At 65.2% G+C, this 26,031-nt stretch carries 22 protein-coding genes; 13 read left to right on the top strand and 9 right to left on the bottom strand.

Features of this window, described 5'->3' with window-relative positions; translation table 11 throughout:
- Positions 1–197 precede the first annotated feature (197 nt).
- On the bottom strand, positions 198–2,483 hold the full coding sequence (locus ACOIX3_RS01140; protein ID WP_420968014.1) for a molybdopterin cofactor-binding domain-containing protein: 2,286 nt from the start codon (positions 2,481–2,483) through the stop codon (positions 198–200).
- Complete coding sequence (locus tag ACOIX3_RS01135) at positions 2,480–2,971, bottom strand: (2Fe-2S)-binding protein (protein ID WP_176534725.1); 492 nt, start codon at positions 2,969–2,971, stop codon at positions 2,480–2,482. Before ACOIX3_RS01135 ends, ACOIX3_RS01140 begins: the two co-directional genes overlap by 4 nt.
- A gap of 287 nt (positions 2,972–3,258) precedes the next feature.
- On the opposite strand from ACOIX3_RS01135, the gene ACOIX3_RS01130 reads away from it, so the two are divergent.
- From ACOIX3_RS01130 to ACOIX3_RS01120, 3 genes are read left to right on the top strand one after another with little or no spacing between them, the layout of a single operon-like run.
- Entirely contained in the window at positions 3,259–4,047 is a 789-nt protein-coding gene (locus ACOIX3_RS01130) for an alpha/beta fold hydrolase (RefSeq protein ID WP_420968013.1), read from the top strand.
- Positions 4,044–4,385, top strand: a complete 342-nt coding sequence (locus ACOIX3_RS01125) for a hypothetical protein (protein ID WP_420968012.1) — start codon at positions 4,044–4,046, stop codon at positions 4,383–4,385. The genes ACOIX3_RS01130 and ACOIX3_RS01125 overlap by 4 nt, the downstream gene beginning before the upstream one ends.
- Before the next feature lie 48 nt (positions 4,386–4,433).
- Positions 4,434–5,105 carry a dienelactone hydrolase family protein gene (locus ACOIX3_RS01120; RefSeq protein ID WP_420968011.1) on the top strand — a complete coding sequence of 224 codons (672 nt, stop codon included), beginning with the start codon at positions 4,434–4,436 and terminating at the stop codon, positions 5,103–5,105.
- A gap of 94 nt (positions 5,106–5,199) precedes the next feature.
- Here the strand turns inward: ACOIX3_RS01120 and ACOIX3_RS01115 are convergent, their stop codons facing one another.
- The 3 genes from ACOIX3_RS01115 to ACOIX3_RS01105 all read right to left on the bottom strand — a co-directional run bounded on the left by ACOIX3_RS01115 (position 5,200) and on the right by ACOIX3_RS01105 (position 7,191).
- Complete coding sequence (locus tag ACOIX3_RS01115) at positions 5,200–5,949, bottom strand: polysaccharide biosynthesis/export family protein (RefSeq protein WP_420968010.1); 750 nt, start codon at positions 5,947–5,949, stop codon at positions 5,200–5,202.
- Between the two features lie 127 nt (positions 5,950–6,076).
- Positions 6,077–6,733 carry a peptide-methionine (S)-S-oxide reductase MsrA gene (msrA, locus tag ACOIX3_RS01110; protein ID WP_092120552.1) on the bottom strand — a complete coding sequence of 219 codons (657 nt, stop codon included), beginning with the start codon at positions 6,731–6,733 and terminating at the stop codon, positions 6,077–6,079.
- A 140-nt stretch (positions 6,734–6,873) separates the two neighbouring features.
- Positions 6,874–7,191, bottom strand: a complete 318-nt coding sequence (locus ACOIX3_RS01105; protein WP_420968009.1) for a hypothetical protein — start codon at positions 7,189–7,191, stop codon at positions 6,874–6,876.
- A gap of 359 nt (positions 7,192–7,550) precedes the next feature.
- Between ACOIX3_RS01105 and rpsT the strand changes: the two genes are divergently transcribed.
- The 9 genes from rpsT (at position 7,551) to ACOIX3_RS01060 (ending at position 19,750) form a co-directional block, all read left to right on the top strand.
- Positions 7,551–7,817, top strand: a complete 267-nt coding sequence (gene rpsT / locus ACOIX3_RS01100; protein WP_029079417.1) for a 30S ribosomal protein S20 — start codon at positions 7,551–7,553, stop codon at positions 7,815–7,817.
- 1,238 nt (positions 7,818–9,055) lie between these two features.
- Positions 9,056–10,486 (top strand): chromosomal replication initiator protein DnaA, encoded by a 1,431-nt coding sequence (gene dnaA, locus ACOIX3_RS01095; protein WP_420968008.1) that lies wholly within the window; start codon positions 9,056–9,058, stop codon positions 10,484–10,486.
- 280 nt (positions 10,487–10,766) lie between these two features.
- Positions 10,767–11,885: a DNA polymerase III subunit beta gene (gene dnaN / locus ACOIX3_RS01090; protein WP_097671243.1), complete on the top strand. Its 1,119-nt coding sequence runs from the start codon at positions 10,767–10,769 to the stop codon at positions 11,883–11,885.
- A gap of 50 nt (positions 11,886–11,935) precedes the next feature.
- Entirely contained in the window at positions 11,936–12,223 is a 288-nt protein-coding gene (locus ACOIX3_RS01085; protein WP_420968007.1) for a GIY-YIG nuclease family protein, read from the top strand.
- A 47-nt stretch (positions 12,224–12,270) separates the two neighbouring features.
- On the top strand, positions 12,271–13,407 hold the full coding sequence (gene recF / locus ACOIX3_RS01080; protein WP_420968006.1) for a DNA replication/repair protein RecF: 1,137 nt from the start codon (positions 12,271–12,273) through the stop codon (positions 13,405–13,407).
- 228 nt (positions 13,408–13,635) lie between these two features.
- Positions 13,636–16,071, top strand: a complete 2,436-nt coding sequence (gyrB, locus tag ACOIX3_RS01075) for a DNA topoisomerase (ATP-hydrolyzing) subunit B (protein ID WP_420968005.1) — start codon at positions 13,636–13,638, stop codon at positions 16,069–16,071.
- Between the two features lie 225 nt (positions 16,072–16,296).
- Positions 16,297–17,589 carry a UDP-N-acetylglucosamine 1-carboxyvinyltransferase gene (gene murA / locus ACOIX3_RS01070; RefSeq protein ID WP_420968004.1) on the top strand — a complete coding sequence of 431 codons (1,293 nt, stop codon included), beginning with the start codon at positions 16,297–16,299 and terminating at the stop codon, positions 17,587–17,589.
- Positions 17,590–17,646: 57 nt separating this feature from the next.
- The gene (locus ACOIX3_RS01065) at positions 17,647–19,044 is read left to right on the top strand and encodes an MATE family efflux transporter (protein WP_420968003.1); all 1,398 of its coding nucleotides are present in this window, start codon (positions 17,647–17,649) and stop codon (positions 19,042–19,044) included.
- 49 nt (positions 19,045–19,093) lie between these two features.
- The gene (locus ACOIX3_RS01060) at positions 19,094–19,750 is read left to right on the top strand and encodes a 2-hydroxychromene-2-carboxylate isomerase (RefSeq protein ID WP_420968002.1); all 657 of its coding nucleotides are present in this window, start codon (positions 19,094–19,096) and stop codon (positions 19,748–19,750) included.
- 7 nt (positions 19,751–19,757) lie between these two features.
- Here the strand turns inward: ACOIX3_RS01060 and ACOIX3_RS01055 are convergent, their stop codons facing one another.
- The gene (locus ACOIX3_RS01055; RefSeq protein ID WP_420968001.1) at positions 19,758–20,897 is read right to left on the bottom strand and encodes an FUSC family protein; all 1,140 of its coding nucleotides are present in this window, start codon (positions 20,895–20,897) and stop codon (positions 19,758–19,760) included.
- 147 nt (positions 20,898–21,044) lie between these two features.
- Here ACOIX3_RS01055 and ACOIX3_RS01050 point away from each other — a divergent pair, with 147 nt between their 5' ends.
- Complete coding sequence (locus ACOIX3_RS01050; RefSeq protein WP_420968000.1) at positions 21,045–22,415, top strand: MmgE/PrpD family protein; 1,371 nt, start codon at positions 21,045–21,047, stop codon at positions 22,413–22,415.
- A 285-nt stretch (positions 22,416–22,700) separates the two neighbouring features.
- On the opposite strand, the gene ACOIX3_RS01045 is transcribed toward ACOIX3_RS01050, so the two are convergent.
- The 3 genes from ACOIX3_RS01045 to ACOIX3_RS01035 all read right to left on the bottom strand — a co-directional run bounded on the left by ACOIX3_RS01045 (position 22,701) and on the right by ACOIX3_RS01035 (position 26,000).
- The gene (locus ACOIX3_RS01045; RefSeq protein WP_420967999.1) at positions 22,701–22,991 is read right to left on the bottom strand and encodes a DUF1330 domain-containing protein; all 291 of its coding nucleotides are present in this window, start codon (positions 22,989–22,991) and stop codon (positions 22,701–22,703) included.
- Between the two features lie 128 nt (positions 22,992–23,119).
- Positions 23,120–24,547 carry a serine hydrolase domain-containing protein gene (locus ACOIX3_RS01040; protein ID WP_420967998.1) on the bottom strand — a complete coding sequence of 476 codons (1,428 nt, stop codon included), beginning with the start codon at positions 24,545–24,547 and terminating at the stop codon, positions 23,120–23,122.
- Between the two features lie 394 nt (positions 24,548–24,941).
- Positions 24,942–26,000, bottom strand: coding sequence for a helix-turn-helix domain-containing protein (locus ACOIX3_RS01035; protein ID WP_420967997.1), 1,059 nt, complete (start codon positions 25,998–26,000; stop codon positions 24,942–24,944).
- Positions 26,001–26,031: the final 31 nt, after the last annotated feature.

Genomic DNA, 26,031 nt, shown 5'->3' with positions numbered 1-26,031 from the left:
ATACAATTTGAGGAACCGCCAAATCCGCCAGCAGAATCAGGCCGGCGGAAAATGATGGCGGGCAGCTGCAGCGCCAATGAATCGTGAATTCTTGCAGCGTCGAAGGCGTCGACGCCGCCACCATCCGGCGGGCGCTTGGGGCGAAGAAAAACGCCGGAGAGGTCTGCGCTCTCCGGCGTCTTCATTGGCTCAGGCCGTTACGCCTTCATCGCAGCCTTGACGGCCTCCGCGGTGATCGGCAGGCCGCGGACGCGGGCGCCGACCGCGTTGAAGACGGCGTTGCCGATCGCCGGCGCCACCACCGTCACCGCAGGCTCGCCGACGCCGGTCGCCTTCTCGCCATTGGCGATGACGTTGACCGCGACTTCCGGCAGCTGGCTCATCCGAAGCGGCGTGTAGGTGTCGAAATTGGTCTGCTCGATGCCGCCGTCCTTCAACGTCGCCTTCTCGAACAGCGCCAGTGACATGCCCCACAGCGCCGCGCCCTCGACCTGGGCCCGGATGCCGTCGGGATTCACTTGCGTACCAACGTCGGTCGCAACCGTCAGCTTCTTCACCGTCACCTCGCCCGACGGCGCGACCGCGACGTGGGCGACGCAGGCGGTCCAGCTCGCCGTGGCGCGCTCCTGCGACGACACGCAGGCAACGCCCATGCCTTCGCCCTTGGGCAGCTTCTTGGTGCCGTAGCCGGCGAGACCCATCGCCGCGAGCAAGGTGTTACGGAGACGCTGCGCGCCGCCGTCGTTCTTGCCCTTGCCGTCGAGCAGCTCGACCCGAAGCAGGGCCGGATCCTTGCCGGTCGCATGCGCGATCTCGTCGACCATGCTTTCGACCGCCCAGAACGTCCAGCCCGGCGCCACCGAACGGAGCTGACCCGACGGGGTGGCGTTGTGCGCCATCTCGTTCTTGATCGCCCGCACATAGTGGTTGGGGACGGTGTAGAAGAAGTCCGAACCGTTCACCGTGAACGCATCGAGCGGTCCCTTCTTGTCGACCGAGGGCGACAGGAAGTCGGGGATGCCCCAACGCTGGGTCGGCCAGGCCGAGACGACGTCGTGGCTCAATGCGACGAGCTTGCCGTCGCCGTCCACGCCAGCCTTTACTTTTTGGTAGGTCAGCGGACGCGAGAAATCCATCGTCATGTCGTTTTCGCGCGTGTAGATGACCTTGACCGGCTTGCCGACGGCCTTGGCCGCCTGCACCGCGGGCACCATCATGTCGGCGTCGAGACGCCGGCCGAAGCCGCCGCCCAGCCACATCTGGTGCATCACCACGAACTTCGGATCGATCCCGGCGGCGCCGGCTGCGATCGCACCGGAGCGCGTCGCGAACTGGTTGCCGGAATAGATGTGCAGGATGTCGCCCTTGAACTCCGCGGTGGCGTTCATCGGCTCCATCGGCGCGTGGATGTTGATGTTGGTGGTGTATTCCGCCTCCAACACCTTGGCCGCCGTGCCGAAGGCTGCGTTCGGATCGCCGTCCTTGACGAAGAACTCGCCGGAATCGCTGAGCCCCTGCAGCCGCTTGGCCTCGGCGAACAGCGATTCGCTCGACAGTTTGGCGTTCGGGCCGCCGTCATAGCTGATCTTCAGCGCTTCGGCCGCCTTTTTCGCCTGCGCATAGGTGTTGGCGACCGCGACGACCCAACCGCTCGTGGTTGTGGTCTTGTCGTCCAGGGTGACGGCCTTGATGAAGCCCGGCACCTTCTTGGCCGCGCTATCGTCCACCGACTTCACGGTGGCGCCGTAGCGGACCGGCGGGGTGACCAGCGCGCCATAGACCATGCCCGGCAGCATCACGTCGATGCCGTACTTGGCCGTGCCGTTGACCTTCAACGGAATGTCGAGCTGCGGTACCGAGACGCCGATCATGGTGTACTGGTCGGCCGACTTCAGCTTGATCGCCTTCAGATCATCCGCCGTGAAGGTCTTGGTCGCCTTGCCGCTCTTCACCACCTCGGCAAACGACATCGACTTCTTCGACTTCGGATGGCTGATCGTCGACGCGCGCACCACCAGCTCACTGGCCGGCACGCCCATCGAGGCCGCCGCCGCCTCGGTCAGTGCGATGCGGCCGGCGGCGCCGGCGCGGCTCATGGCGTCGAAGTTCATCATCGTCGACCAGCTGCCGCCGGTGATCTGCGCGCCCAGCACGGGATCGTTGAACTTCGGATCGTTGGAGGCGAGCTGGACCCGCATGTCCTTCCAGTTCGCGCCGAGCTCTTCGGCCACGATTTGCGCCATCGTCGAGGCGACGTGCTGGCCCATGTCGGCCTTGCCGCAGGTCACGGTGACGAGCCCATCGGGCGCGATCGAATACCAGACGCTCGGCTCGACGTTGGCGGGCGCGGGTGCCGCGAGCGCCTCATCGATGCCGGACGCGGCGTAGCCGAGCACGAGACCGGTTGCAGCGGTGCCGACCAGGAAGGAACGGCGGCTGAGATCGGTCGTCTCGGGAGCGAGGTTTTTCACGTGCTTGTTCATGTGGCCCTCCGCTCGGATCCGGTGGCCGATGCGGTGCGCATGTCGGACGCAGCGCGCATGATCGCCTTCTGGATTCGTGAATAGGTCATGCAACGGCAGAGATTGCCGTCCATATGCGCGACCACTTCTTCCTTCGTCGGATTGGTGTTCTTCGACAGCAGCGCTGCCGCCTGCATGATCTGGCCGGACTGACAGTAGCCGCATTGCGGCACCTGCTCGGCGACCCAGGCCTTCTGCAAGGGATGTTCGCCCTTGGCGGAGAGGCCTTCGATGGTGGTGATCTTCTTGCCGACGGCGTCGGCGAGCGAGGTCTGGCAGGACCGCACCGCTTCGCCGTTGACGTGAACCGTGCAGGCGCCACAGAGACCGGCGCCGCAACCGAATTTGGTGCCCGTCATCTGCAATTGCTCGCGGATGACCCAAAGCAGCGGCGTGTCATTGGCCGCCTCGACGGACATATTCCGTCCGTTGATATTGAGATTTGGCATCTCTCTCCCCTTCCGGTGTCGGAAGCCGCTTACGGCGGCAACTCACTGTTGGGTCATGGCCGGCGCCCACCGGGTAAGCGACAGTTGCCGAAACAATGATCCGGTTCCCGGCTGGAGGCAATCCAATTTGGAATTGCTCGAAAGGAATAAATTTCGGAAACTATCCGTTGTGCGATGCGGCAACGGCATGAAGCTTTTGAAATGCCAGTATTGATGCCGTATCGATGCCTCCTACCAAGGTCGGTAGCGCTGCCGGACCCGACATCGACCACAGAAGGAGCCCGTCAATGGCCAAGCTCAACCGCAGCGGCGTCGATATCTATTACGAGATTCACGGCAGCGGCCCGCCCCTGATCCTCACCCACGGCTATTCGTCGACCTCTGCGATGTGGCACGGCCAGATCGAGGCGCTGTCGAAGCGGCACAGGCTGATCCTGTGGGACATGCGCGGACACGGCCAGTCCGACTATCCCGACAATCCGGATGCTTACAGTGAAGCGACGACGGTCGGCGACATCGCCGCCCTGCTCGATGTTGCCGGCGCCGACAAGGCGATCGTCGGCGGCCTGTCGCTCGGCGGCTACATGTCGCTTGCCTTCCACCGCGCCCATCCGGAGCGGGTGCGCGCGCTCTTGATCATCGACACCGGCCCGGGATTCAAGAAGGACGACGCCCGCGAGGTCTGGAACACGCGCGCCCGCGACACCGGCGACCGTTTCGATCGTGAAGGGCTCGAGGTGCTGAAGTCGGCGAGTGCCGAGCGCGCGTCGGTCACGCATCGCAATGCCAAGGGCCTGGCGCTCGCCGCGCGCGGCATGCTGGCGCAACGCGATGCGCGGGTGATCGAGTCCTTGCCCGGGATCAAGGTCCCGTCGCTGGTCGTGGTCGGGGCCGACGACACGCCGTTCCTGGCGGCGTCCGACTACATGGCGGCGAAGATTCCAGGCGCGCAGAAGGCGGTGATTCCGAACGCCGGCCATGCCGTCAACATCGACCAACCGCAGGCGTTCATCACCGCCGTGCTGCCGTTCCTCGATGGCCTCGAGGCCAACGCGCCGGGAAAGGCCGCCTCATGAAGACGATTGTCGTCGCCTTGTTGCTGACGGCGGCCGCGACTGCAGCGAACGCCCAGAAGCTGCGGCCGTTCGCCGACCCGGCCACGCCGACCTTCACCGCGACGCTGTCGAACAGCACACCATTGGTGTTCGGCATGGACGTCGCGGATGCACAACGCGCGCTCGGCACCCCCTTCACTCATGTCAGCGGGCGGCCCGGCAACGAGATCTTCCTGACCTTCCGCGACCTCGGCGGCAGCGGGCTGTTTCCGCACCATGACCGTTTCTATCTGCAATTCCGCAAAGGCCGGCTCGCCGGCTGGAAGGGCGACTGGGGCGAGAACTGGATGTGGCGCTAAGCCTCGTCGATGACCTTCATGCAACCCCCAACATGACAAGGATGGACCATGGGACAAGACATCAAACTGAAGGCTTCGGACGGATTTGAACTCGGCGCCTATCGCGCCGATCCCGCCGGCGCGCCGAAGGGCGCGATCGTGGTGATCCAGGAGATCTTTGGCGTCAACCACCACATCCGCTCGGTTTGCGACCGGCTGGCGAAGGAAGGCTTTGTCGCGGTTGCGCCGTCGATCTTCGACCGCATCACGCCGAACTTCCAGAGCGGCTACTCCCCCGATGAGGTGGCCGAAGCGCGCAAGTTCGTCGCCAATCCGGACTTTGCCGCGATGCTGCGCGACAGCCAGGCGGCGATCGACGCGGTGAAGTCGGTCGGCCCGGTCGGCATCATCGGCTTCTGCCTTGGCGGCAGCATCGCCTATGCGGCCGCCACCAAGCTGACCGGGCTCTCGGCCGCGATCGGCTATTACGGCGGCGCCGTCATCCGCTTCGCCGACGACAAGCCGGCCGTGCCGACGCAACTGCATTTCGGCGAGAAGGATGCCGGCATTCCCTTGAGCGATGTCGAGACCATCAAGTCGAAGCGGCCCGGGGTCGAGGTCTTCATCTATCCCGGCGCGCAGCACGGCTTCCATTGCGACGAGCGCGCAAGCTACGACAAGGCGAGCGCCGACATCGCCTGGCCGCGCAGCATGGAATTTTTCGGGAAGCATTTGCGCTGACCGTCATTGCCGGGCTTGACCCGGCAATCCATCATCTTCGGAAGACTCTTCGTAGATGGATGCGCGGGTCAAGCCCGCGCATGACGAGCGGTGGTCAAAACCAGCGCTCGCCGACGAACACCGTATCGCCCGGGCTCATCGGCGTGCCCAGCGGCACCACGAAGCGGCCGGAGCCGGATGCATCAGTATGGGTCAGCGTCACGCTGTCGCGCTTGGCGCGCGGCGAGAAGCCGCCGGCGATCGCGACCGCGCTTTCGACGGTCATGTTCGGGACGTAGGGATACTGGCCGGGAGCCTGGACCTCGCCGAGGATGAAGAACGGCCGGTAGGACTCGATCTCGACCGCCACCGAAGGATCGCGGATGAAGCCGTTGCGCAGCCGTGCCGAGATTTCACCGGCGAGCCCGGCCGGCGTGCGGCCGCGCGCCGGCACCGAGCCGATCAGCGGCATGGTGATCGAGCCGGCGGCGTCGATCGCGTAGGAGTTGGTCAGGCCTTCCTGGCCGTAGACCACGACGCGGAGCTTGTCGCCCGGGCCGAGATGATAGGAGTTGTCGTAACCGGCGGGCCCACCCGGCGCGGCGGCATAAACCACCGGGGCGGCACCCGGCGCGGCATAGCCATAGCTAGGAGAAGTACTGGCAAAGGCGGAACGCAGTGCGCTGATGGCACCACCACCGCCGGCATCGGCAACCGGGGCGGATGCATAGGCCGGTCCATAGGTGACGGCATCGACACCTTGCGGCCCGACAGCAACCGGACCCGACGTGCTCATGCAGCCAGACAGCGCGAGCGCAGCCACAACGGCAGTGATCGGCAATCGTAACGCGCGTGCAACCGGCACCGGACCTATCCCTCAACGGCGAGACAAGCCCAGTCTTGCACCACTTATGGTTAACAAAGGGTTTTCGAGAACCGAATGGGAAGACGGAAAGCCCGCCTCCCCCTCGATTTAGCGCATCACAGGGCGATCAGGCGGTGACGCCGACGCCGATCGGGCAGGACACGCCGGTGCCGCCGAGCCCGCAATAGCCCGCCGGATTCTTGGCGAGGTATTGCTGATGGTAGTCCTCGGCGAAGTAGAACTCGCCGGCCGGTGCCACTTCCGTCGTGATCGCACCGAGGCCCTTGGCAGCGAGCGCCTTCTGATACATCGCCTGCGACGCATCGGCGGCTTTGTGCTGCGCGTCGCTGAACGTGTAGATCGCAGAACGATACTGCGTGCCGATGTCGTTGCCCTGGCGCATGCCCTGCGTCGGGTTGTGGTTCTCCCAGAATGTCTTCAGGAGCTTCTCGTAGGAGATCTTCTTCGGGTCGAACACGACCAGCACGACTTCGGTGTGGCCGGTGCGTCCCGAGCACACCTCTTCATAGGTCGGGTTCGGCGTGTGGCCGCCGGCATAGCCGACCGCGGTGGTGTAGATCCCGTCGCCGAGTTCCCAGAACTTCCGCTCCGCGCCCCAGAAGCAGCCGAGGCCGAACACGGCCTGCTCGAGGCCTTGCGGATAGGGCGGCGTCAATTTGCTGCCATTGACGAAATGCGTGGTCGCGGTCGGGATCGGCGTCGCGCGGCCTGGCAGCGCCTCGGCGGCGCTTGGCAACGCGGTGGTCTTGCGCATGAACAACATGGATACCTCCGGGCGGGACATCGGCCGACGCGGCAACGGCCTGCGGGCCGGCTGTCACCTATATATGTCGTTACGCGGATGTTGGCAGCCCCGTTACTGACGGCTGCGGCCAAGAGAAGCTGAAGAGGACTGCAGCCAACTCAGTCGCGTGCGTAGCCGATCAGCGGCTTGCGCGGCCGGAACAGGATCATCAGCAGGATGCCGGCAATGCCGAGCACCGCGAACACCGGCTGCTCCAGAAGCACGCGGATCACGCCGTTCCAGAGCCAGGGCGCGATGCGATCCACCCAGGCATGGAACGCCTGCTGGCTCGACTGGTGGATATCGTTCCAGAACTGGCCGAATTGGGTGAACCGCAGGCTCTGGTCGGCGACGTAGCGGGCCCCGTCATAGACCATGAAGATGAAACTGCCGGCCAGCAGCAAAAGGCCGATCAGGCGGAAAAAGCCGCGGATCATGCGTCACCCTAACTCCCAGTCGCGCCCCACGCGTCGACAGGCCTTACCGGGCGCCCCCCGGAAATTCAACCTCTTCAGCGGCTTATCCGGCCCTCGCGAGGCCGATTTCGGGTCCTTTTTCGGTCCCGAAAGCGTTGACGGTTAAGCCTGCGCCATCTATAAGACCGGCCGATGGCGGCGGGCGCAATCCTGCCGCCGCTGTTCTTTGGACAGTGCCGCATGCGGGGGCAGCATTATGCGCCTTGGCATGGCCGCCTCAAGGACACCTTGGACAAATACATCAGAGTTGAGATTTGAACCGGCCGGTGCGCGCAAGCCCGACCACCGAGCGATCACCGCCGAAGGACAGTTAGAGAACCATGGCCAACACCACCTCCGCCAAGAAGGCGACCCGCAAGATTGCCCGCCGCACCATCGTCAACAAGTCGCGCCGCACGCAGATGCGTGGCGCGGTGCGCACCGTCGAGGAAGCGATCAAGAGCGGCGACCGCGAGGCGGCACTCAAGGCGATGAGCAAGGCCGAGCCCGAACTGATGAAGGCAGCGCAGCGCAACATCATTCACAAGAACCTCGCGAGCCGGAAGGTGTCGCGCCTCACGCAGAGCATCGCCAAGCTCGCCAAGTGAGCTCAGCGAGCAATGCTCGCCGCGTGAGCTGACTGAAGAACACGTTTGTCACGAAGCCCGGCTCGCGCCGGGCTTTTTGTTTTGGTCCGCATTTTGTCGTGGAAGTTTCGTAGCGCGAGAAGAGTCGGCGTTGCCGCGCAACGAACTGCGTGTCATGTTTCGTCGCGTCCGTAGTTCTACCGGCTCAACATGCTTAACGCGCCGCACTCGCGCACAGATTGTTCTGCGCTAAGCTAGATAGATGGAATAGCGCGCGAATATCTCGCGTTGAAAATCGCGCAGCGGGGTTACCCTGCAAAAGTAATCGCGAAAAATGACGTCTCGCGAATTACTTATGCACATAGCGCTGAACAGCGATTGGAAAAATGACCGGCGCGAGACCAAATGTAAATTTTCTATGAAAAATTTTTGGTATTGCACCGTCGTTTGTGACACGCGTGAATCTGTACGCTGATTCAAAACCTTGCTTTCGCAACTCAGCGTCGGCAACACCGCAACAGTCGCCAAGAGTCTCGACCCCCGTCGAATCCACGGATTGTCAGAAAATGCGCTTGGTGTATTTATTTCTTGTTCGCGACGCCCACGGCTCTCCAGATCAGCGCGGTTTGAGACCCAGGGGCGGACGTGCAAATCGGCGGCGGTGTGCGCGTTAGCGACGCTTTCCAAGCGAAGCTAGATTGACGGCTCATAGCGATATGAGGACGGTCGACCTGTGTCAAAATATCTCCGGCGGTGTCCCCGACAATTTGGGGGATCGAACAAGAGAGACCAGGGCGTCAGTCGGAATCTGGCAACGGGAACGCGGCGCAAGCGAACGGATTGACGACGACACGCGGCGGCGAAGCGCCGGGCATTTCGGTGTTCGGTAGCGGCAGTTCGATTTTGAAGACACCAGCAAGCTGACAACTTGCCGCGATACGTCGCGGTGGGAGGGGGAGGACTTATGCCTTACGGTATCATCACTGCAGTCGAACCAACGACAGCCCAAGTGCAGATTTCCTGTGGTGCCGTAATCAACCCCTCGGACACTGGCTCTTACCCGCAGAGAGCGTCGAGTACGCGCTGACCTCGCGGGACGCATCTTCTCCAAACAGCTGACCTGTCGCGTGGCGCATGGCCGCCACACGGGAGAGCTTTGTCCGGAGCAGACCGCGCCCGCTAGAGGTCGCGTCGTGGCAGGCCCCCTGCACGGCGCTTTCGCAATCATCATCTCTCAGTTTTGGAAAAGTACGAAGGCAATGACGAACACGGAACAGGATCGCTGGTCGCGGGTAAAGGGACGTTTGCGGACGAGCGTTGGCGAAGACGTCTACACGAGCTGGTTCGCACGGATGGATCTCGAGAGCGTGCACGATGAGAGCGTGCATCTGTCGGTTCCGACCCGGTTCCTCAAGAGCTGGATCCAGGCGCATTACGCCGAACGCGTGCTCTCCTGCTGGCAGGCCGAGATGCCCGAAGTGCATCGCATCGACCTCACCGTGCGCTCGGCGATCCGCGCGATGGCCCCGGTGAAGGAAGCAGTTGCGCCGGCCGAAGTGCGCCGTGTCGAGCGCAATGACGGCCGTCCCGCGCCTGAACTGCGCTCGTTCGCGACGGCGCCGGTGTCCGCCAGCCATGACGCGCTCGGCGGCTCGCCGCTCGATCCGCGCCTGACCTTTGCAAGCTTCGTCGTCGGCCGTTCCAACACGCTGGCCCATGCGGCTGCGCGCCAGGTCGCGGAAGGTCGCCGCGGCGATCCCGTGATGTTCAACCCGCTCTACATCCATGCCGGCGTCGGCCTCGGCAAGACACACCTGCTGCAGGCCGTGACCTGGGCCGGCAATTCCGGCGGCGAGCGCAAGGTGCTGTATCTCACCGCCGAGAAGTTCATGTACGGCTTCGTCGCGGCGCTGAAGACGCAGACGGCACTGGCGTTCAAGGAGGCGCTGCGCGGCATCGACGTGCTGGTCATCGACGATCTGCAGTTCCTGCAGGGCAAGTCGACGCAAGCCGAATTCTGCCACACGCTGAACGCGCTGATCGATGCCGGCCGTCAGGTCGTGATCGCCGCCGACCGTCCGCCGTCCGACCTCGAAAGCCTCGACGACCGCGTGCGCTCGCGGCTGGCCGGTGGCCTGGTGGTCGAGATGGGTTCGCTCGGCGAGGAACTGCGGCTCGGCATCCTCAAGTCGCGCGTCGCCGCGGCCCGCGCCCACCATGCGACCTTCGATGTGCCGGAAGAAGTGCTGGACTATCTGGCGCGCACCATCACCCACAACGGCCGCGACCTCGAAGGCGCGATCAACCGCCTCTTGGCGCACTCCAAGCTCAACAACCAGCCGGTGACGCTGGAGATGGCCGAACGCGAGGTGCGCGACCTGATCCGCCCGCAGGAGCCGAAGCGGATCAAGATCGAGGACATCCAGCGCGTGGTCGCCCGGCAGTACAATGTCAGCCGCTCCGACCTCTTGTCGTCCCGCCGCACCGCCAACGTGGTGCGCCCGCGCCAGGTTGCGATGTATCTGGCCAAGACGCTGACCCTGCGCTCGCTGCCGGAGATCGGCCGGCGCTTCGGCGGCCGCGATCACACCACCGTGTTGCACGCGGTGCGCAAGATTGAGGCACTGGTCGCCAAGGACACGACGCTGTCGGAGGAAGTCGAATCGCTGAAGCGGCAGTTGCAGGAATAGGACTGCAGGAATAAGGCCGCCTCATTTGGCTGGCTCGTTCCATAGCCCTCCCCTTTATCAAGAGGGGAGGGCTAAACTTTTTTCCGGCCCAAAACGTGGGGAACGGGGCCCGTTTCGCGCCCGTATCCCTTGCACCGGCCGGCCATCCGCGCCACCTTGCGGTCCCCCCGTGGGTTTGATCAAATCCGGTATTGATCCGGCCTATCGGGTTTCCAATGCCGCGGTGCTGCCCTGAACGGCCGCCCGGCTTTTCCATCTGAGGGATCTGGCGGGTATTGCAATGAAGGTCACCGTCGAGCGCGCGCAACTCCTGAAATCGCTGGGTCACGTTCACCGCGTGGTCGAGCGCCGCAACACGATCCCGATCCTCGGCAACGTGTTGATCCGCGCCGAGGGCGCCAAATTGTCGCTGAAGGCAACCGACCTCGATCTCGAGGTGACGGAGACGCTGCCGGCCGAGACCGGAACCGCCGGCTCGACCACGGTGCCGGCGCACATGTTCTATGACATCGTCCGCAAGCTGCCCGACGGCTCGCAGATCGTGCTGGAGGCCGACGGCGACCGCTCGGTGCTCGCGGTGCGCGCCGGCCGCTCGCGCTTCACGCTGCAGACCCTGCCCGAGAGCGATTTCCCGGGCCTTGCCGCCGGCGACATGACGCATTCGTTCTCGCTGCCGGCGTCCGACATCAAGCGGCTGATCGACCGCACCCAGTTTGCGATCTCGACCGAAGAGACCCGCTATTACCTCAACGGCATCTATCTGCACGCCGCCGGCAGCGCCAAGGCGGCGACCCTGCGCGGGGTTGCGACCGACGGCCATCGTCTGGCGCAGATCGACCTCGCGCTGCCGAAGGGCGCGACCGGCATGCCCGGCGTGATCGTCCCGCGCAAGACGGTTGGCGAGGTGCAGCGGCTGATCGAGGGCGACGACGCCGAGATCTCGATCGAGCTGTCGGATGGCAAGATCCGGTTCACGCTCGGCAATGTGGTGCTGACCTCGAAGCTGATCGACGGCACCTTCCCGGACTATGGCCGCGTCATTCCGCAGAACAACGACAAGGAACTGGTGGTCGACAAGAAGGATTTCGAGGCCGCCGTCGATCGCGTCTCGACCATTTCCAGCGAACGCGGCCGCGCCGTGAAGCTGGCTTTGTCCGCCGGCAAGCTGGTGCTCTCGGTCACCAACCCGGATTCCGGCAGCGCCACCGAAGAGCTCGAGGTCGAGTACGCCTCCGATGCGCTCGATATCGGCTTCAACTCGCGCTATCTGCTCGACATCGCCGCCCAGATCGAGGGCGAGGTCGCGGTGCTGAAGCTCGCCGATCCCGGCTCGCCGACCCTGGTGCAGGACCGCGACAGCAAGGGCGCGCTCTACGTGCTGATGCCGATGCGGGTGTGACGATTTCCTCTTGTCATGGCCGGGCTTGACCCGGCCATCCATCCAATCAAATGACCTACTGGGTGTACATCCTTGCCAGCAAGCCCGGTGGAACCCTTTACGTCGGCGTGACCAATAATCTGGTCCGGCGCGTCTACGAACATCGCGAAGGTCTGGCCGAGGGCTTTACCAAGAAGTACGGCATCAAGACGCTCGTCTACTTCGAGGCGCATGACACAATCGCTGCCGCGCTTCAGCGCGAGAAGAACATCAAGCACTGGTCTCGCGAGTGGAAGATTGATTTGATCGTCGCCGGCAATCCCGACTGGCGCGACCTATATGATGAAATTGTCCGCTAACGCGGACGATGGATTGCCGGGTCAAGCCCGGCAATGACAGAGTAGACATGACCCCGTCCCGCATTCATCGCCTGTCGCTGACGCATTTCCGGAATTACCGGGCGGCGACGCTGCAGGTCGCGGGCGACATGGTGGTGCTGGTCGGGCCGAACGGCGCCGGCAAGACCAATTGCATGGAGGCGGTCTCGTTCCTGTCGCCGGGCCGCGGGCTACGCCGCGCGACCTTGGAGGACATCGCCGACAATCAGGGCGACGGCTCCTGGGCGGTCTCGGCCGAAGTCGAGGGCGCGCTCGGCCTCGCGACGCTCGGCACCGGCATCGATCCCCCGACCGGCGAGGCGAGCAACGCGAGGCGCTGCCGCATCGATCGCGAACCGGTGGGGTCCGCAACCGCGTTCGGCGACCATCTGCGCATGGTGTGGCTGACGCCGGCGATGGACGGCCTGTTCATGGGCGCCGCCTCCGAGCGGCGGCGCTTCTTCGACCGCCTGGTGCTGGCGATCGATTCCGAGCATTCCAGCCGGGTCTCGGCGCTGGAGCGCTCGCTACGCTCGCGCAACCGGCTGCTCGAGGTGCGCAACTACGACGACCATTGGTGTGACGCGATCGAGCGCGAGACCGCCGAGCTTGCGGTCGCGGTCGCCGCATCGCGCGGCCAGACCGCCGCCAAGCTCGCCGCGATGCTGCACGAGCGCGGCGCCGCCTCGGCCTTCCCGTCCGCCGAGATCATGCTCGACGGCTGGATGGAGAACGCGCTGCTGCAGGAGCCCGCGACCGCGGTGGAGGACCGCTACCGCGAGATCCTGCGCGCCAGCCGTCCGCGCGACGCCGCCGCCGGGCGCACGCTCGACGGCCCGCATCTGACCGATCTGCAGGTGATCTACGCGCCGAAGAGCATGCCGGCGCGCGACGCCTCGACCGGCGAGCAGAAGGCGCTCTTGATCGGGCTGGTACTGGCGCATGCCACGATGGTCGCGGAGATGACCGGCATCGTGCCGCTGCTGCTGCTCGACGAGGTCGTCGCCCATCTCGATCCCAACAGGCGCAAGGCGCTGTTCGACGAGCTCGCCAAGCTCGGCGCACAGGTCTGGATGACCGGCGCCGACCCTGCCGCCTTCGTCGATATCGGCCCGACGGGAGAGATTTTCGACGTCGAATCCGGCCGCGCCACACGGCGCGGCTAAGCGCGCGGAATCGTCTCCGAAAGGGTTCGAATCTGCCTTCGAATCGGGCTTTTCAGAGCCTCCGGAATCGGCCTTTGAGAGCCTTGAAACAGGCCGAAAAAATCCTATTTATTCAATAGTTTGTAGACAGAGACTTTGCGCTAGGCGCAACTGCTCTTTCATGGCACAAATAGCGGAATCAGCGCCTCATTTTGTGCAGCTGATTCGGGACATCCTCGAAGGCCTCACATGACTGAACCTGCCCGGCAGACCCCTGCCGAATCTGAGCATCCCATTCCGGCCGAATATGGTGCGGAATCGATCCGGGTGCTGAAGGGCCTCGACGCCGTCCGCAAGCGGCCCGGCATGTATATCGGCGACACCGACGACGGTTCCGGCCTGCACCACATGGTCTACGAGGTCGTCGACAACGCGATCGACGAGGCGCTGGCGGGCCATGCAAGCCGCGTCCTGGTCACCCTCAACGCCGACAATTCCGTCACCGTGTACGACGACGGCCGCGGCATTCCGGTCGGCATCCACAAGGGCGAAGGCGTGTCGGCGGCCGAGGTCATCATGACCCAGCTGCACGCCGGCGGAAAGTTCGACCAGAACTCCTACAAGGTCTCCGGCGGTCTGCACGGCGTCGGCGTCTCCGTCGTGAACGCGCTGTCCAGCAAGCTGGGCTTGCGGATCTGGCGCGACGACAAGGAGCACTACATCGAATTCGCGCACGGCGATGCCGTCGCGCCGCTCAAGGTGGTCGGCGATGCCCCGGGCAAACGCGGCACCGAGGTCACCTTCCTCGCCTCGCCCGAGACCTTCAAGAACATCGAATATGATTTCGCGACGCTTGAGCACCGGCTGCGCGAGCTCGCCTTCCTCAATTCCGGCGTCCACATCGTGCTGTCCGACATGCGCCACGCTGTCGAGAAGCGCGAGGAGATGCACTATTCCGGCGGCGTCGAGGAATTCGTCAAATATCTCGACCGCAACAAGAAGGCGATCGTGCCGGCGCCGATCATGGTGCGCGCGGAAGCCAACGGCATCGGCGTCGAAGCCGCGTTGTGGTGGAACGACAGCTACCACGAGAACGTGCTCTGCTTCACCAACAACATCCCGCAGCGCGACGGCGGCACCCATCTGGCCGGCTTCCGCGGCGCGCTGACGCGCCAGGTCAACGGCTATGCCGAGGCCAATGCGAAGAAGGAAAAGATCGCGCTGACCGGCGACGATTGCCGCGAAGGCCTCACCGCGGTGCTGTCGGTGAAGGTGCCCGATCCGAAATTCTCGTCGCAGACCAAGGACAAGCTGGTGTCCTCGGAGGTTCGACCGGTGGTCGAGAACGTCCTGAACGAGGCACTGGCGGCCTGGTTCGAGGAAAATCCGAAGGAAGCCAAGGAAATCGTCGGCAAGGTGATCCAGGCCGCCGCCGCCCGCGAGGCTGCGCGCAAGGCGCGCGAGCTGACCCGCAAGAACCCGCTCAGCGTCTCCTCGCTGCCCGGCAAGCTCGCCGACTGCCAGGAGAAGGATCCGGCGAAGTCCGAACTGTTCATCGTCGAGGGCGACTCGGCAGGCGGCAGCGCCAAGCAGGGCCGCAACCGCGAATTCCAGGCGGTGCTGCCGCTGCGCGGCAAGATCCTCAATGTCGAGCGCGTGCGCCCCGACAAGATGCTGTCGTCGGAGCAGATCGGCACGCTGATCACCGCGCTCGGCACCGGCATCAGCGACGATTTCTCGGTCGACAAGCTGCGCTATCACAAGATCATCGTGATGACCGACGCCGACGTCGACGGCGCCCATATCCGCACGCTGCTGCTGACCTTCTTCTATCGCCAGATGCGCTCGATCATCGATGGCGGCTTTCTCTATATCGCCCAGCCGCCGCTCTATAAGGTCTCGCGCGGCAAGTCCGAGCAGTATCTGAAGGACGAGCGCGCGCTCGAGGATTACCTGATCTCGACCGGGCTCGACGAATGCGTCTTCAAGCCAGCCTCCGGCGAAGACCGCTCGGGCCGTGACTTGCTGTCGCTGGTCGAAGACGCCCGGACGATCCGCTCCGTGCTGCGCAACCTGCACAGCCGCTACAATCGCGCGGTGATCGAGCAGGCCGCGATCGCCGGCGTGCTGACCCCGAGAATCACCAGCGATATCGCGACCGCCAACTCTGCGGCTGATTACATCGCCAAGCGGCTGGACGCGGTTGCCGACGAAGTGGAGCGCGGCTGGATCGGCACCTTCACGGAAGGCCAGGGCTTCCACTTCGAGCGCACCGTGCGCGGCGTCAAGGAAGTGGCCGTGATCGACGACGCGTTTCTCGGCTCGGCCGATGCGCGCAAGCTCGACGAGTATGCGACCAGGCTGCAGGAGATCTACGTGCGGGCGGGCAAGCTCCGGCGCAAGGATGCCGAGCAGACCATTCACGGCCCGATCGACCTGTTCGAGGCCGTGACCGACGCCGCCCGCAAGGGCGTCTCGCTGCAGCGCTACAAAGGTCTCGGCGAGATGAACCCGGAGCAGCTGTGGGAGACCACGCTGGACACCGAGGCGCGCTCGCTGCTCCAGGTGAAGATCAAGGAGGTCGACGAGGCCGACGATATCTTCACCAAGCTGATGGGCGACGTGGTCGAACCGCGCCGCGACTTCATCCAGGAAAACTCGCTCAGCGCCAACATCGACATCTAGGCACCTGCTCCCGGCGGCCTGGTGGATATACGCTTTCCGACGCGACGGCTCGGCCAAGATGACGTGTCCGTGACCGCGCGCTCCGTACCGTCGCGCGGCTACCTTTCGTGTGGAAGCTGCGCCGGGAGTTGTGTTACGGTGCCGGACAGCCATTGATTCCGTTACGGAATTTCGCGTGGCCCAATTCGAATCCAAATCTGGATGATGCGTTAGGGGACATTCCGCGTGCCGCCGATCCAATACATCGTCGAAGGCGGCCGCCGCCTTTCGGGCACCATCGAGCCGTCGGGCAACAAGAACTCCGCGCTGCCGATCATCGCAGCTGCCCTGCTCACCGAGCATCCGGTCACGCTGACCAACGTGCCGCGCATTCGCGACACCGAAACGCTGGTCGAGCTGTGCCGCTCGGTCGGCGCCAGCGCCGAATGGACCGAACGCAACACCTTGCAGATCCATGCCAAGGAAATCCGCGCCGCCGATCTCGATCCGGCTCTGTGCGCGCGGATCCGCGCCTCGATCCTGCTGGCAGGTCCGCTGCTTGCCCGCTGCGGCGAGGTCGCGTTGCCGCCGCCCGGCGGCGACGTGATCGGCCGCCGTCGGCTCGACACGCATTTTCTGGCCTTCGAGCAGCTCGGCGCCACGGTCACCGCGACGCACCGGCTGGAATTCCGCGCCGCGCGCCTAAAGGGCGCCGATGTGTTCCTCGACGAGCCCAGCGTCACCGCGACGGAGAACGCGCTGGTCGCTGCCGTCGCCGCCCGCGGCACCACCTATCTGCGCAACGCGGCCTCCGAGCCGCATGTGCAGGACCTCGCCAATTTCCTGGTCGCGCTAGGCGCTAAGATCGAAGGCATCGGTACCAACACCATCACCGTGCATGGCCAGGAGCCGCTCGGCGGCACGAGCTACGCGATCCAGCCCGACCATATCGAGGTCGGATCGCTGATCGGGCTTGCCGCGGTGACCCGCTCCCCGCTGCGCATCGCGCGCGCCGGCGTCGAGCATCTGCGCTCGATCCGGATGGGCTTTGAACGGCTCGGCATCGTCTGCGGCATCGAGGGCGACGACCTCGTCGTGCCGTCGAACCAGACCATGAAGATCCAGGATGATTTCGGCGGCCACGTGCCGAAGCTCGAGGACCAACCCTGGCCGGCCTTTCCGGCGGACCTGATGTCGATCGCGATCGTCACCGCGACGCAGTGCGACGGCGTCATCCTGATGCACGAGAAGATGTTCGAGTCGCGGATGTTCTTCGTCGACAATTTGATCGCGATGGGTGGTCGGATCGTGTTGTGCGACCCGCACCGCGCGATCGTGGCCGGTCCGAGCCGGCTGCGCGGCGCGCCGATGAACTCGCCCGACATCCGCGCCGGCATGGCGATGCTGCTGGCCGCGGTGTGCGCCAACGGCACCTCCACCATCAACAATGCCGACCAGATCGAGCGCGGCTATGAGCGGATCGACGAGCGGCTCAACGCGCTCGGCGCCAAGATCAAGCGGATACCAGCGCGGTCGTAGCTCCCTGCGGCAGCTTGGCCATCCTTCCGGCCGGATTGCCGTGCTAAGCGTGCCGTCATGACCTGCATCGACAAGATCGACCCGGCCGCGGCGCGCGCGACCGTCGTCCCACCTCGCAAGCTGCTCACGGCCGAGCTCGCGGAGACGCTGAAGCTCGCGGTGCCGCTTGCGCTGACGCAGCTCGGGCAGATCGCGATGATGACGACCGATCTCGCCTTCATCGGCCGGCTCGGCAGCGAGAACGTCGCCGCGGCGGCGCTGGCGCATACCGTGTATTTCGTCAGCTTCACGATCGGCATGGGCATGATGTCGGCGGTCTCGCCGCTGGCCGCGCAGGCGTTCGGCGCCCGCAACCCGCGCGTGATGCGGCGCGCGCTCCGCGTCGGCCTGTGGGCGGGGTTCTTCATGGTGCTGCCGCTGATGGCGCTGCCGTTTCACGGCGAGCGCATCCTGCTCGCGCTCGGCCAGACCCAGGCCACCGCGCATTCGGCGCAGCAATATCTGTTCGGGCTCGCCTGGGGCATCCTGCCGGCGCTGTGGTTCATTGCGATCCGCGGCTTCATGAGCGCGGTGAACCGGCCGGAGCCGGTGCTGTGGATCACGCTCGCGGCGATCCCGGCCAATGCGCTGATGGTCTATCTTCTGCTCTACGGCAAATGGGGCATGCCCGAACTCGGCATGTTCGGTGCCGGACTTGCGACCACGATCGTCAATCTCGGCACCTTCCTCGCCGGCGTATGGTTCGCGGCGCGGCGCCGTCCGTTCCGCAAGTACCATGTGTTCAGCCGCGTCTGGCGCATCGACTGGCCGCTGATGGGCAAGCTCGTTGCCGTCGGCGCACCGATCTCGATCGCCTTCCTGCTGGAGTACGGCCTGTTCGGCGCGGCCGGCCTGCTGATGGGGCTGATCAGCACCACGGCGCTGGCGGCTCACCAGATCGCGCTGCAGATCGCGGCGATCCTGTTCATGGTGCCGTTCGGCGTCAGCATGGCCGCCACCGTGCGGGTCGGCCAGGCGGTCGGCCGCCGCGACACCGACGCGGTGCAGCGCGCCGGCTTTGTCGCGGTCGCGCTCGCCGGCGTGTTCATGAGCATCATGACGCTCGCGGTGATCCTTGCGCGCTTCGAGATCGCGGCGCTGTTCCTCGGCGAAGCCTCTGACGCCACCGCGCAGCTCACCGCGATGCTGCTCTTGATCGGCGCGACGTTCTTTATCGCCGACGGCGTGCAGACCACCACCGCCGGCGCGCTGCGCGGCATGAACGATACCCAGGTGCCGCTGCTGTTCGCCACTATCAGCTACTGGCTGATCGGGTTCGCGTCCGCCTACGCGCTCGCCTTCTGGGCCGGGCTCCAGGCGCCCGGCGTCTGGATCGGGCTGTCGCTCGGGACTGCGGTTTATGCCACCCTCCTGATCTTGCGTTTCCGCCTGCTGGCACGCAGACTGGTTGGATGAAGGTTGCCGCATGAAGGTTGACGAGGTCACACCGAACGGAGGCTAGCGCATGACCTTGTCGGTCGACCTGTTCTTCTCGTTCCGCAGTCCGTACAGCTATCTGGCGCTGCCGAAGACGCTGAAGATGGTCGCAGACTACGATGTTGCGGTGAATTTGCGGCCGGTCTATCCGCTCGCGGTGCGCGTGCCCGGCTTCTTCAAGAAGACCAATCCGCAATTCGCCCGCTATGTCGTGCTCGATTCCAGCCGCGTCGCCAAGCATGAGAACATCCCGTTCCGCTTTCCGCGACCGGACCCGATCGTGCAGGATATGACGACGCTCGACGTCGCCGAACACCAGCCTTACATCCACCGCCTGACCCGGCTCGGCGCCGCCGCGCAGCTCGAAGGGCGGTCACTCGCCTTCACCTCCGCGATCAGCCGCGTGCTGTGGGACGGCTCGGTGAAGGGCTGGAACGAGGGCGACCATCTGGCAACGGCCGCGACCGCCGCCGGCTTCGATCTCGCGGCGATGGATGCGGCGATCGCGGCCGATCCCGATCGCTATGAGGCGGTCATCAAGGGCAACGAGGACGCGCACGCGGCCTCCGGCCATTGGGGGGTGCCGACCTTCGTTTTCGAGAACGAACCGTTCTTCGGTCAGGACCGTATCGACCTCCTGATCTGGCGCATGGAGAGCAAGGGCCTGACGCGCCGCACGGCATAGCCAAAGATCATGCCGCGCTCTTCTCCGAAGTTTCCGCAACGATCTTCTCGGAAGCCTCTTCGTTGGTGCACCAATTGCCGTGGCAGCGCTTGAGGTCATTCAGATTCTGCCGCATCTGGTCGAGCGAAAATCCGAGCGCGAAGAACCGCTCCATGGCATCGACCGGAAGGCCCCGGGTCAGGCCTTCGCTGCGCACCGCGGCCACCTCCTCGCTATAGGCATGCAGCGCGGCATCGACCGGCGCCATGTCGGCCGGGCCGCTGCCGGCGCGCAGGGCGGTCGCGACCGCCACCATGTAAGTCACGATGGCATTGCTGACGTCGGCCAATGGCCGCGCCAGCCTGGCCTGGATATCGGCCGGCAGCGGCACGACGCAGGCGCGCCCGATCATCACGACGTCGTGCCGCAGCCGCTGGATGGTCCGCAGCAGCGGACCGGTGTCCGGCCCGGATGACAGATGCATGGTGCGTTCACGCTCGGCCTCGAGGCCGGTCGCGTGCAGATTGGTCACCGCGGTGCCGATGCCATCCTGGATTCGGTGCAGTGCGTCGTTGTCGAGCCCGCGGGTCAGACCGGCGAGCAATTCGGCGAACGCCGCCGAGAGCAGTTCCAGCAGCTTCGACGCATTGACCCTGATCTGGCTGACCGCGCGCGACGGCAGCACCAGGAACGAGATCACAAGGCCGGTCAGCGCACCGACCGTGACCTCGAGGACGCGGTCGATCGCTGAGTCCAGCGGATTGGAATGATGCATCGTCGGCAGCAACAGCACGATCACTGCCGTGACCGTCGCCGAGTTCAGGCTGGGATTGAGCGCGGCGATGAACGCCAGCGGCACGATCGCCAGCACCAGCAGCGCCAGCAGGCTGCCCTCGCCGGAATGCGGGATCAGCACCGCAATCGCGCCGCCATAGATGGCGCCGCCGATGGTGCCGAGCATGTAGTCGCGGGTCGCCTTCAGCGAGCGGCCGACGCTCATCTGGGTCACGATCAGCGAGGTCAGCACCGCCCACAGCGGCAGCATGAGGTGCAGTGCGAGCGCGATGGTATAGGCGGCCACGCCGGCGGACGCGATCCGGACCGCCAGCGCCAGCTGCGTCCTGCGGGTCCAGAGTTGGTCGAACATGCGTTTTGCGAAGGTCCTCATGCACCCTGATCCGCAATCAATGGAAAGGCCCGTGTTACACGACTTGACGTCCAGCGACCGGAAGCATGGCTGCTGCCCGCGGCGGCAAGGTGGCTTGAAAGGCCAAACCCGCCCGCCTACCCTGCGCCGCAAAATTGAGGAAACACGATGGCCCACGAAACCGCAACGCTCGCCGCCTATGTCGCCGACCTGAAATATTCCGACATTCCGCCGGAGGTGCTGGAGCGCGCCAAGGTTTTGACGCTGGATTTCCTGGGCAGCACCATCCGCGCCCGCCGCGATGCGGAATCGACCCCGTCGCTGATGAAGATGCTGGAAGCGCTGGCGCTGGACGGCAAGGGCGAGGCCACGGTGTTCGGCGACACCAAGACCTGGACGCCGGCGGTGGCGGCGCTGCTTAACGGCGCACTCGGCCATTCGCTCGACTTCGACGACACCCACGCCGATTCCTCGCTGCATCCGAGCGCACCCGTGGTGCCCGCCGCGTTCGCGATCGGCGAGATGGTCGGCGCCTCCGGCCGCGACGTGCTGACCGCGATCGTCGCCGGTTATGAAGTGTGCTGCCGGCTCGGCAACGCGCTCGACCCGACCTCGCATTATGCCAAGGGCTTCCACCCGACCGCGACGGCCGGCACCTATGGCGCGGCCGCGGCGGCGGCAAAACTGTTCGGGCTGTCGAAGGAACAGATCGTCTCCGCGTTCGGCGTCTCCGGCAGCCAGGCCGCGGGCTCGCTGCAATTCCTGGTCAACGGCGCCTGGAACAAGCGCTACCAGGTCGGCGCCGCCGCGATGAACGGCGTGATCGCAGCGACCCTGGCGCGCAACGACTTCATCGGCTCGAGCGAGTCGGTCGAGGGCAAGCATGGCCTTTTGGTCGGCTATACCGATGACGCGCATCCGGACAAGGCGGTGGCCGGACTTGGTAGCACCTACGAGACCTTGAAGATCGGCGTGAAGCCATATCCGAGCTGCCGCTATACCCATGCCGCGATCGACGCGCTGATCGCGATGCGGCGCGAGCACAATCTGACGCCGGACCAGATCAGGAAGGTCGAGATCGGCCTGCACCGCAACGGCATCACGCTGACCGGCGACGCCGCCACCAAGCGTCACCCGACCTCGGTGGTCGGCGGCCAGTTCTCGATGTTCTTCACCGGCGCGATCGCGCTCGACCAGGGCCATTTCGGCTGGGACGATTACAACCGGCTCGGCGATGCGGCGATCGACGCGCTCGCCGACAAGTTCGACGTGGTGCAGGACGATCGCCTCGAGGTCGGACGCACCCATCCGTTCGGCGCCCGCGTCTCGATCACCACCGATGACGGCACCCATGAGCGGCTCTATGCCGATCCCTCCGGCGAGCCGACCTCGTTCCCCGATGCGCAGGCGATGCAGCAGAAGTTTTTGACGCTGGCCCGCCCGGTGCTCGACAAGCGCGCCGACCAGCTCGCCGACGCGATCCTGACGCTGGAGCGGTTCGACCGCGTGGAGAAGGCGACGCAGCTGGGAAGGCAGTAAGGGCGACCGTCGTCGAGGCGCAGGCTGCACGCCGCATCCACAGCCGTCGTCCCTGCGAAAGCAGGGACCCATAGCCACAGGGTTGCGTTGTGAGAGTGAGCTGCGGCCCCAGCTTCGCGCAACAATTCTCACTTGGGGTAATGGGTCCTGGCTTTCGCCAGGACGACGATGGGGATGAGTCGCAATTGCTGCGGGGCTTGCGTCGTCGGGCAAATCGGTGGCAGGCGCGTTCCGCCCCCTCGTCATTCCGGGCTCATCCTTCGCACGCCCCGGAATGACGGAGACCTACTCCGCTCCATCGATGATCACAAAATCCCCGTCCGAGTATCTCTGCCGGATTGCTTTCGCGGCCTGATAGTCGGGGCAGGTGTAGCATTCCAGCGCGGTGGCGCGATCCCTGAACTCGATGACGAAGTTGCGCTGGCGCGTCGCGCCCTCCATCACCTCATACGGGCCGTTGCGCACGATGAAATTGGCGCCGTATCTGGCGAATACCGGCATCGCGGCGGCGAGGTACTCGGGATAACGGGCTTCATCGTGCACCGTGACGTGCACGATCCAATAGGCTTTCGGCATGATGCTCTCCGGCTGAGGCATGTTTCAAGAAACTGTGGCGCATCTCCTGCGAGATGCGCCACGGCATCAGAAAATTCCGGAGGCCGAGATTCAATTCACGATCGCGCGGGCGCTGTGTGACGCCTCCGTCAATTGCCGCCCGCGAGCCGTGCGCTTGTCGAGGTTGCCGTCACCACGTCACGGACCAGATCGAACACGCCGTCCGCCTCGAGCGGCATGTTCGGCGAGCGGCCGAGCCGGACGATGACGAGGTGCTGTGACGGCACGATCACGACATATTGCCCGATCGTGCCCTTGGCGAAGAAGGCGTCGCGCGGCCAGCCGTGCTTGACACGGTAGTTGGCGCCAAAGCTGTCGCCGAGATTGGTCCAGAAGCCCGCGCCGATGCCGACCCAGCCGTTCGGTGTCGGCGATGCGGAATACTTGACCCAGCCCTCCGGCAGGATGCGTTTGTCGCCGGCCATCCCGTCATTGAGGTAGAGCTGGCCGAGACGCGCCCAATCGCGTGCGCTCGCCATCATCGCGCCCGATCCTTCAGGCGCGCCCGCAACATCGAACTGCATGACCACGTTGTGCATGCCGAGCGGATCGAACAATTCGCGGCGTGCAAAGCGCATCACGTCGGCGGCGTGGCCGCCGGCCGCGTTGCGGATCAGATGCGAGAGGATGATGAAATTGCCGTCGTGATAATTCCACGCCTCACCCGGCGCGGTCTCGAGCGGAATGCTCTCGGCATACGCGGCCATGTCCGGCTCCATGAACTTCATCCGGTTGACCGGCTCGAGCGCGGAGGCAAGCGAGGCCTGCAGCGAGCTGCCGAGCGCGAGGCCTGCGGTGTGGCGCAGCAGCTCGTCGACCGTGATCGCATGGCGCGGATCCTTCGGATCCTGCCAGGCGGCGATCGGCACCGGCCGGTCGACCGCAAGCTTGCCGTCACGCACCAGAACACCGATCAGGGCCGAGATCACCGATTTGGTCGCGGAGAAGCCGAGTAGCGGCGTCTCGATGCCGATGCCGTCTGCGTAGCGCTCGGCGACGATGCGACCGTCCTTCATCACGACGACAGCGCGGGTGTGACGGAACGGCGGCTCCGCCGGCTCGGCAAAGGCGCGGTCGAGCGCGGCCCCAAGCTGCGGGCTTTGTGGTGCGACGAGCGCAGGGCCTGCGATCTCGGGCAGCGATGCGGCTTGCGGCTTCGAGGGCGGCAGCGGGCCATCGGCGAGCACCGCGCCGTGGTCGAGCGTGCAGCCGAACCCCTCGCGATAGACCGCGTGGCTGCGGCCAAGCCCGAACAGCGTCACGGTGACGTCTTTCCGATCAAGGTCGACCTCGGTGTCCATCGCCCAGGTGATCAGGCCGGCTCCCGGCATCGCGTCCGTGGTCTCGGCCAGGTTTCGCTTCGGGTCGAGCCCGCTGACGAAGGTCTCCGAGCAGACGACGTTGGCGACAAAGCCGGTCGCGACCTTGGGCACATCGCGGGCCCGGGCGGCAGACAGCGCCAGCGCACCGAACGCGGTGGTGGCTACGAGAATGAAGGCGAACTTTCGACGGGTCACGGGATCCTCCGGCATGGCGCATTGAGTGCGTGGCCGGGATCAGGCCGGAACGGGCGGGGACGCGCTCGCCGGATTTGGAAATCGGGCTAGCCGGGGAGTGCGCGAGGCTCGCCGATTCTGGAAATGTGCTGTGATTATAACAGCTAGGATCGTAACCTGTGTGCCTTGTCAGGCGAGCACGCTAGTTGGGCTCCCTCCCCCCTTGCGGGGGAGGGTCGGGGAGAGGGGTGAGCCCCGGGCGAGACGGTCGATGCAAGCACCGTCGTCACAACTCGCAGCGCCACATCGAAACTCCAGATTGAGAGACCACCCGAGTGGTACCCCTCTCCCTAACCCTCCCCCGCAAGGGGGGAGGGAACCCAGCCGCCGGTGCGTCCCTCACATCAACGGTCCTTTACGCCGCGCTCGCCTTCAGCTTCCGATACTCCGTCGGCGTCACACCGGTCGTCGCCTTGAAGGCACGGTTGAAGGGGCCGAGCGACTGGAAGCCGGCGTCCATCGCGATGGTGATGACGGGGACCTCGACCTGCGCGGGATCGGCGAGCGCGGCCTTGGCCTCCTCGATCCGGTGGTTGTTGAGGAAGACGTTGAAATTGCGGTAGCCGAGCCGCTGGTTGATCAGCCGCCGAAGGCGATATTCGGGGATCTTCAGCCGGGTTGCCAGCGTGCCTATCGTGACGTTGTCGTGGCGATAGATGCGCTCGTCCGCCATCAGCCGCATCAGGGCATCGACCAGTCTCTGGTCCGCGGCCTCCTCGACCGCGGCCGGCTTCGTCAGCACGACGGCCTCCGCCGGCGCCGCGAACAGGTCGGCGCCGTCGACGCGCATCATCGCCCAGGTGATCGCGGCCACGATGACGGTGAGCACGGCCGCGTTCAGCAAATTGGCCCATTCCACGGTCACGCGGCTGCCGGCATAAGCAATCTGGAGCAGCGCGTTCATGCCGCCGTACAGCGCGGATGCGGCGACGATGAAGACGCGGACACGGCGGCGGCGCTCGACCAGATCCGACGACCACGATCCGATGGTTTGCGCCACCGCAAGCACAATGAAGACGAGCGAGAGCGAATTGACCATGGTGATCGCGATCCGCGCGTGACCGGCGGGTGCAATCCACATGCAACTGACGAAGCTGTAGGCCACGACCGCGGCCCAGATCAGGCCGTGCCACCAGCGCAGCACAAACGCGTCATCGAACAGCGCGCGCGTGAACAACCAGAACACCACGATGGCGCCGGTCGAGAGCGCGATCAGTGGCGCATGCCAGTCCGAGACCGGCGGCCCGGCACCCATCGACGCGGTCACCGCATGCGCGGCCGAGCCGAGCGCGAAGGCGGCCGCAAGGCGCCCGGCCAGCACCGTGCGGAAATCCGCGAACATCGAGGCCGCAAGCACCAGCAGCAGCGTCACGGTGGCGGCGCGCAGGCACAGTTCGGTCGCGGCAAAGGTCATCGGTCGGCTTGCTTCGGGCTCGAAACGGCAA

The organism is Bradyrhizobium sp. B120 (genome assembly GCF_049075665.1).
Lineage (GTDB): Bacteria > Pseudomonadota > Alphaproteobacteria > Rhizobiales > Xanthobacteraceae > Bradyrhizobium.
Note: the sequence above shows the minus strand (reverse complement) of the source record. Positions and strands in the feature narration are given on the sequence as shown.

What these genes read in the sequence shown, in the direction of transcription:
- ACOIX3_RS01140 (WP_420968014.1), bottom strand. Translation starts at nt 2,483, where the DNA reads ATGAACAAGCACGTGAAAAACCTCGCTCCCGAGACGACCGATCTCAGC.
- ACOIX3_RS01135 (WP_176534725.1), bottom strand. Translation starts at nt 2,971, where the DNA reads ATGCCAAATCTCAATATCAACGGACGGAATATGTCCGTCGAGGCGGCC.
- ACOIX3_RS01130 (WP_420968013.1), top strand. Translation starts at nt 3,259, where the DNA reads ATGGCCAAGCTCAACCGCAGCGGCGTCGATATCTATTACGAGATTCAC.
- ACOIX3_RS01125 (WP_420968012.1), top strand. Translation starts at nt 4,044, where the DNA reads ATGAAGACGATTGTCGTCGCCTTGTTGCTGACGGCGGCCGCGACTGCA.
- ACOIX3_RS01120 (WP_420968011.1), top strand. Translation starts at nt 4,434, where the DNA reads ATGGGACAAGACATCAAACTGAAGGCTTCGGACGGATTTGAACTCGGC.
- msrA (WP_092120552.1), bottom strand. Translation starts at nt 6,733, where the DNA reads ATGTTGTTCATGCGCAAGACCACCGCGTTGCCAAGCGCCGCCGAGGCG.
- ACOIX3_RS01105 (WP_420968009.1), bottom strand. Translation starts at nt 7,191, where the DNA reads ATGATCCGCGGCTTTTTCCGCCTGATCGGCCTTTTGCTGCTGGCCGGC.
- rpsT (WP_029079417.1), top strand. Translation starts at nt 7,551, where the DNA reads ATGGCCAACACCACCTCCGCCAAGAAGGCGACCCGCAAGATTGCCCGC.
- dnaA (WP_420968008.1), top strand. Translation starts at nt 9,056, where the DNA reads ATGACGAACACGGAACAGGATCGCTGGTCGCGGGTAAAGGGACGTTTG.
- dnaN (WP_097671243.1), top strand. Translation starts at nt 10,767, where the DNA reads ATGAAGGTCACCGTCGAGCGCGCGCAACTCCTGAAATCGCTGGGTCAC.
- ACOIX3_RS01085 (WP_420968007.1), top strand. Translation starts at nt 11,936, where the DNA reads ATGACCTACTGGGTGTACATCCTTGCCAGCAAGCCCGGTGGAACCCTT.
- recF (WP_420968006.1), top strand. Translation starts at nt 12,271, where the DNA reads ATGACCCCGTCCCGCATTCATCGCCTGTCGCTGACGCATTTCCGGAAT.
- gyrB (WP_420968005.1), top strand. Translation starts at nt 13,636, where the DNA reads ATGACTGAACCTGCCCGGCAGACCCCTGCCGAATCTGAGCATCCCATT.
- ACOIX3_RS01065 (WP_420968003.1), top strand. Translation starts at nt 17,647, where the DNA reads ATGACCTGCATCGACAAGATCGACCCGGCCGCGGCGCGCGCGACCGTC.
- ACOIX3_RS01060 (WP_420968002.1), top strand. Translation starts at nt 19,094, where the DNA reads ATGACCTTGTCGGTCGACCTGTTCTTCTCGTTCCGCAGTCCGTACAGC.
- ACOIX3_RS01055 (WP_420968001.1), bottom strand. Translation starts at nt 20,897, where the DNA reads ATGAGGACCTTCGCAAAACGCATGTTCGACCAACTCTGGACCCGCAGG.
- ACOIX3_RS01050 (WP_420968000.1), top strand. Translation starts at nt 21,045, where the DNA reads ATGGCCCACGAAACCGCAACGCTCGCCGCCTATGTCGCCGACCTGAAA.
- ACOIX3_RS01045 (WP_420967999.1), bottom strand. Translation starts at nt 22,991, where the DNA reads ATGCCGAAAGCCTATTGGATCGTGCACGTCACGGTGCACGATGAAGCC.
- ACOIX3_RS01035 (WP_420967997.1), bottom strand. Translation starts at nt 26,000, where the DNA reads ATGACCTTTGCCGCGACCGAACTGTGCCTGCGCGCCGCCACCGTGACG.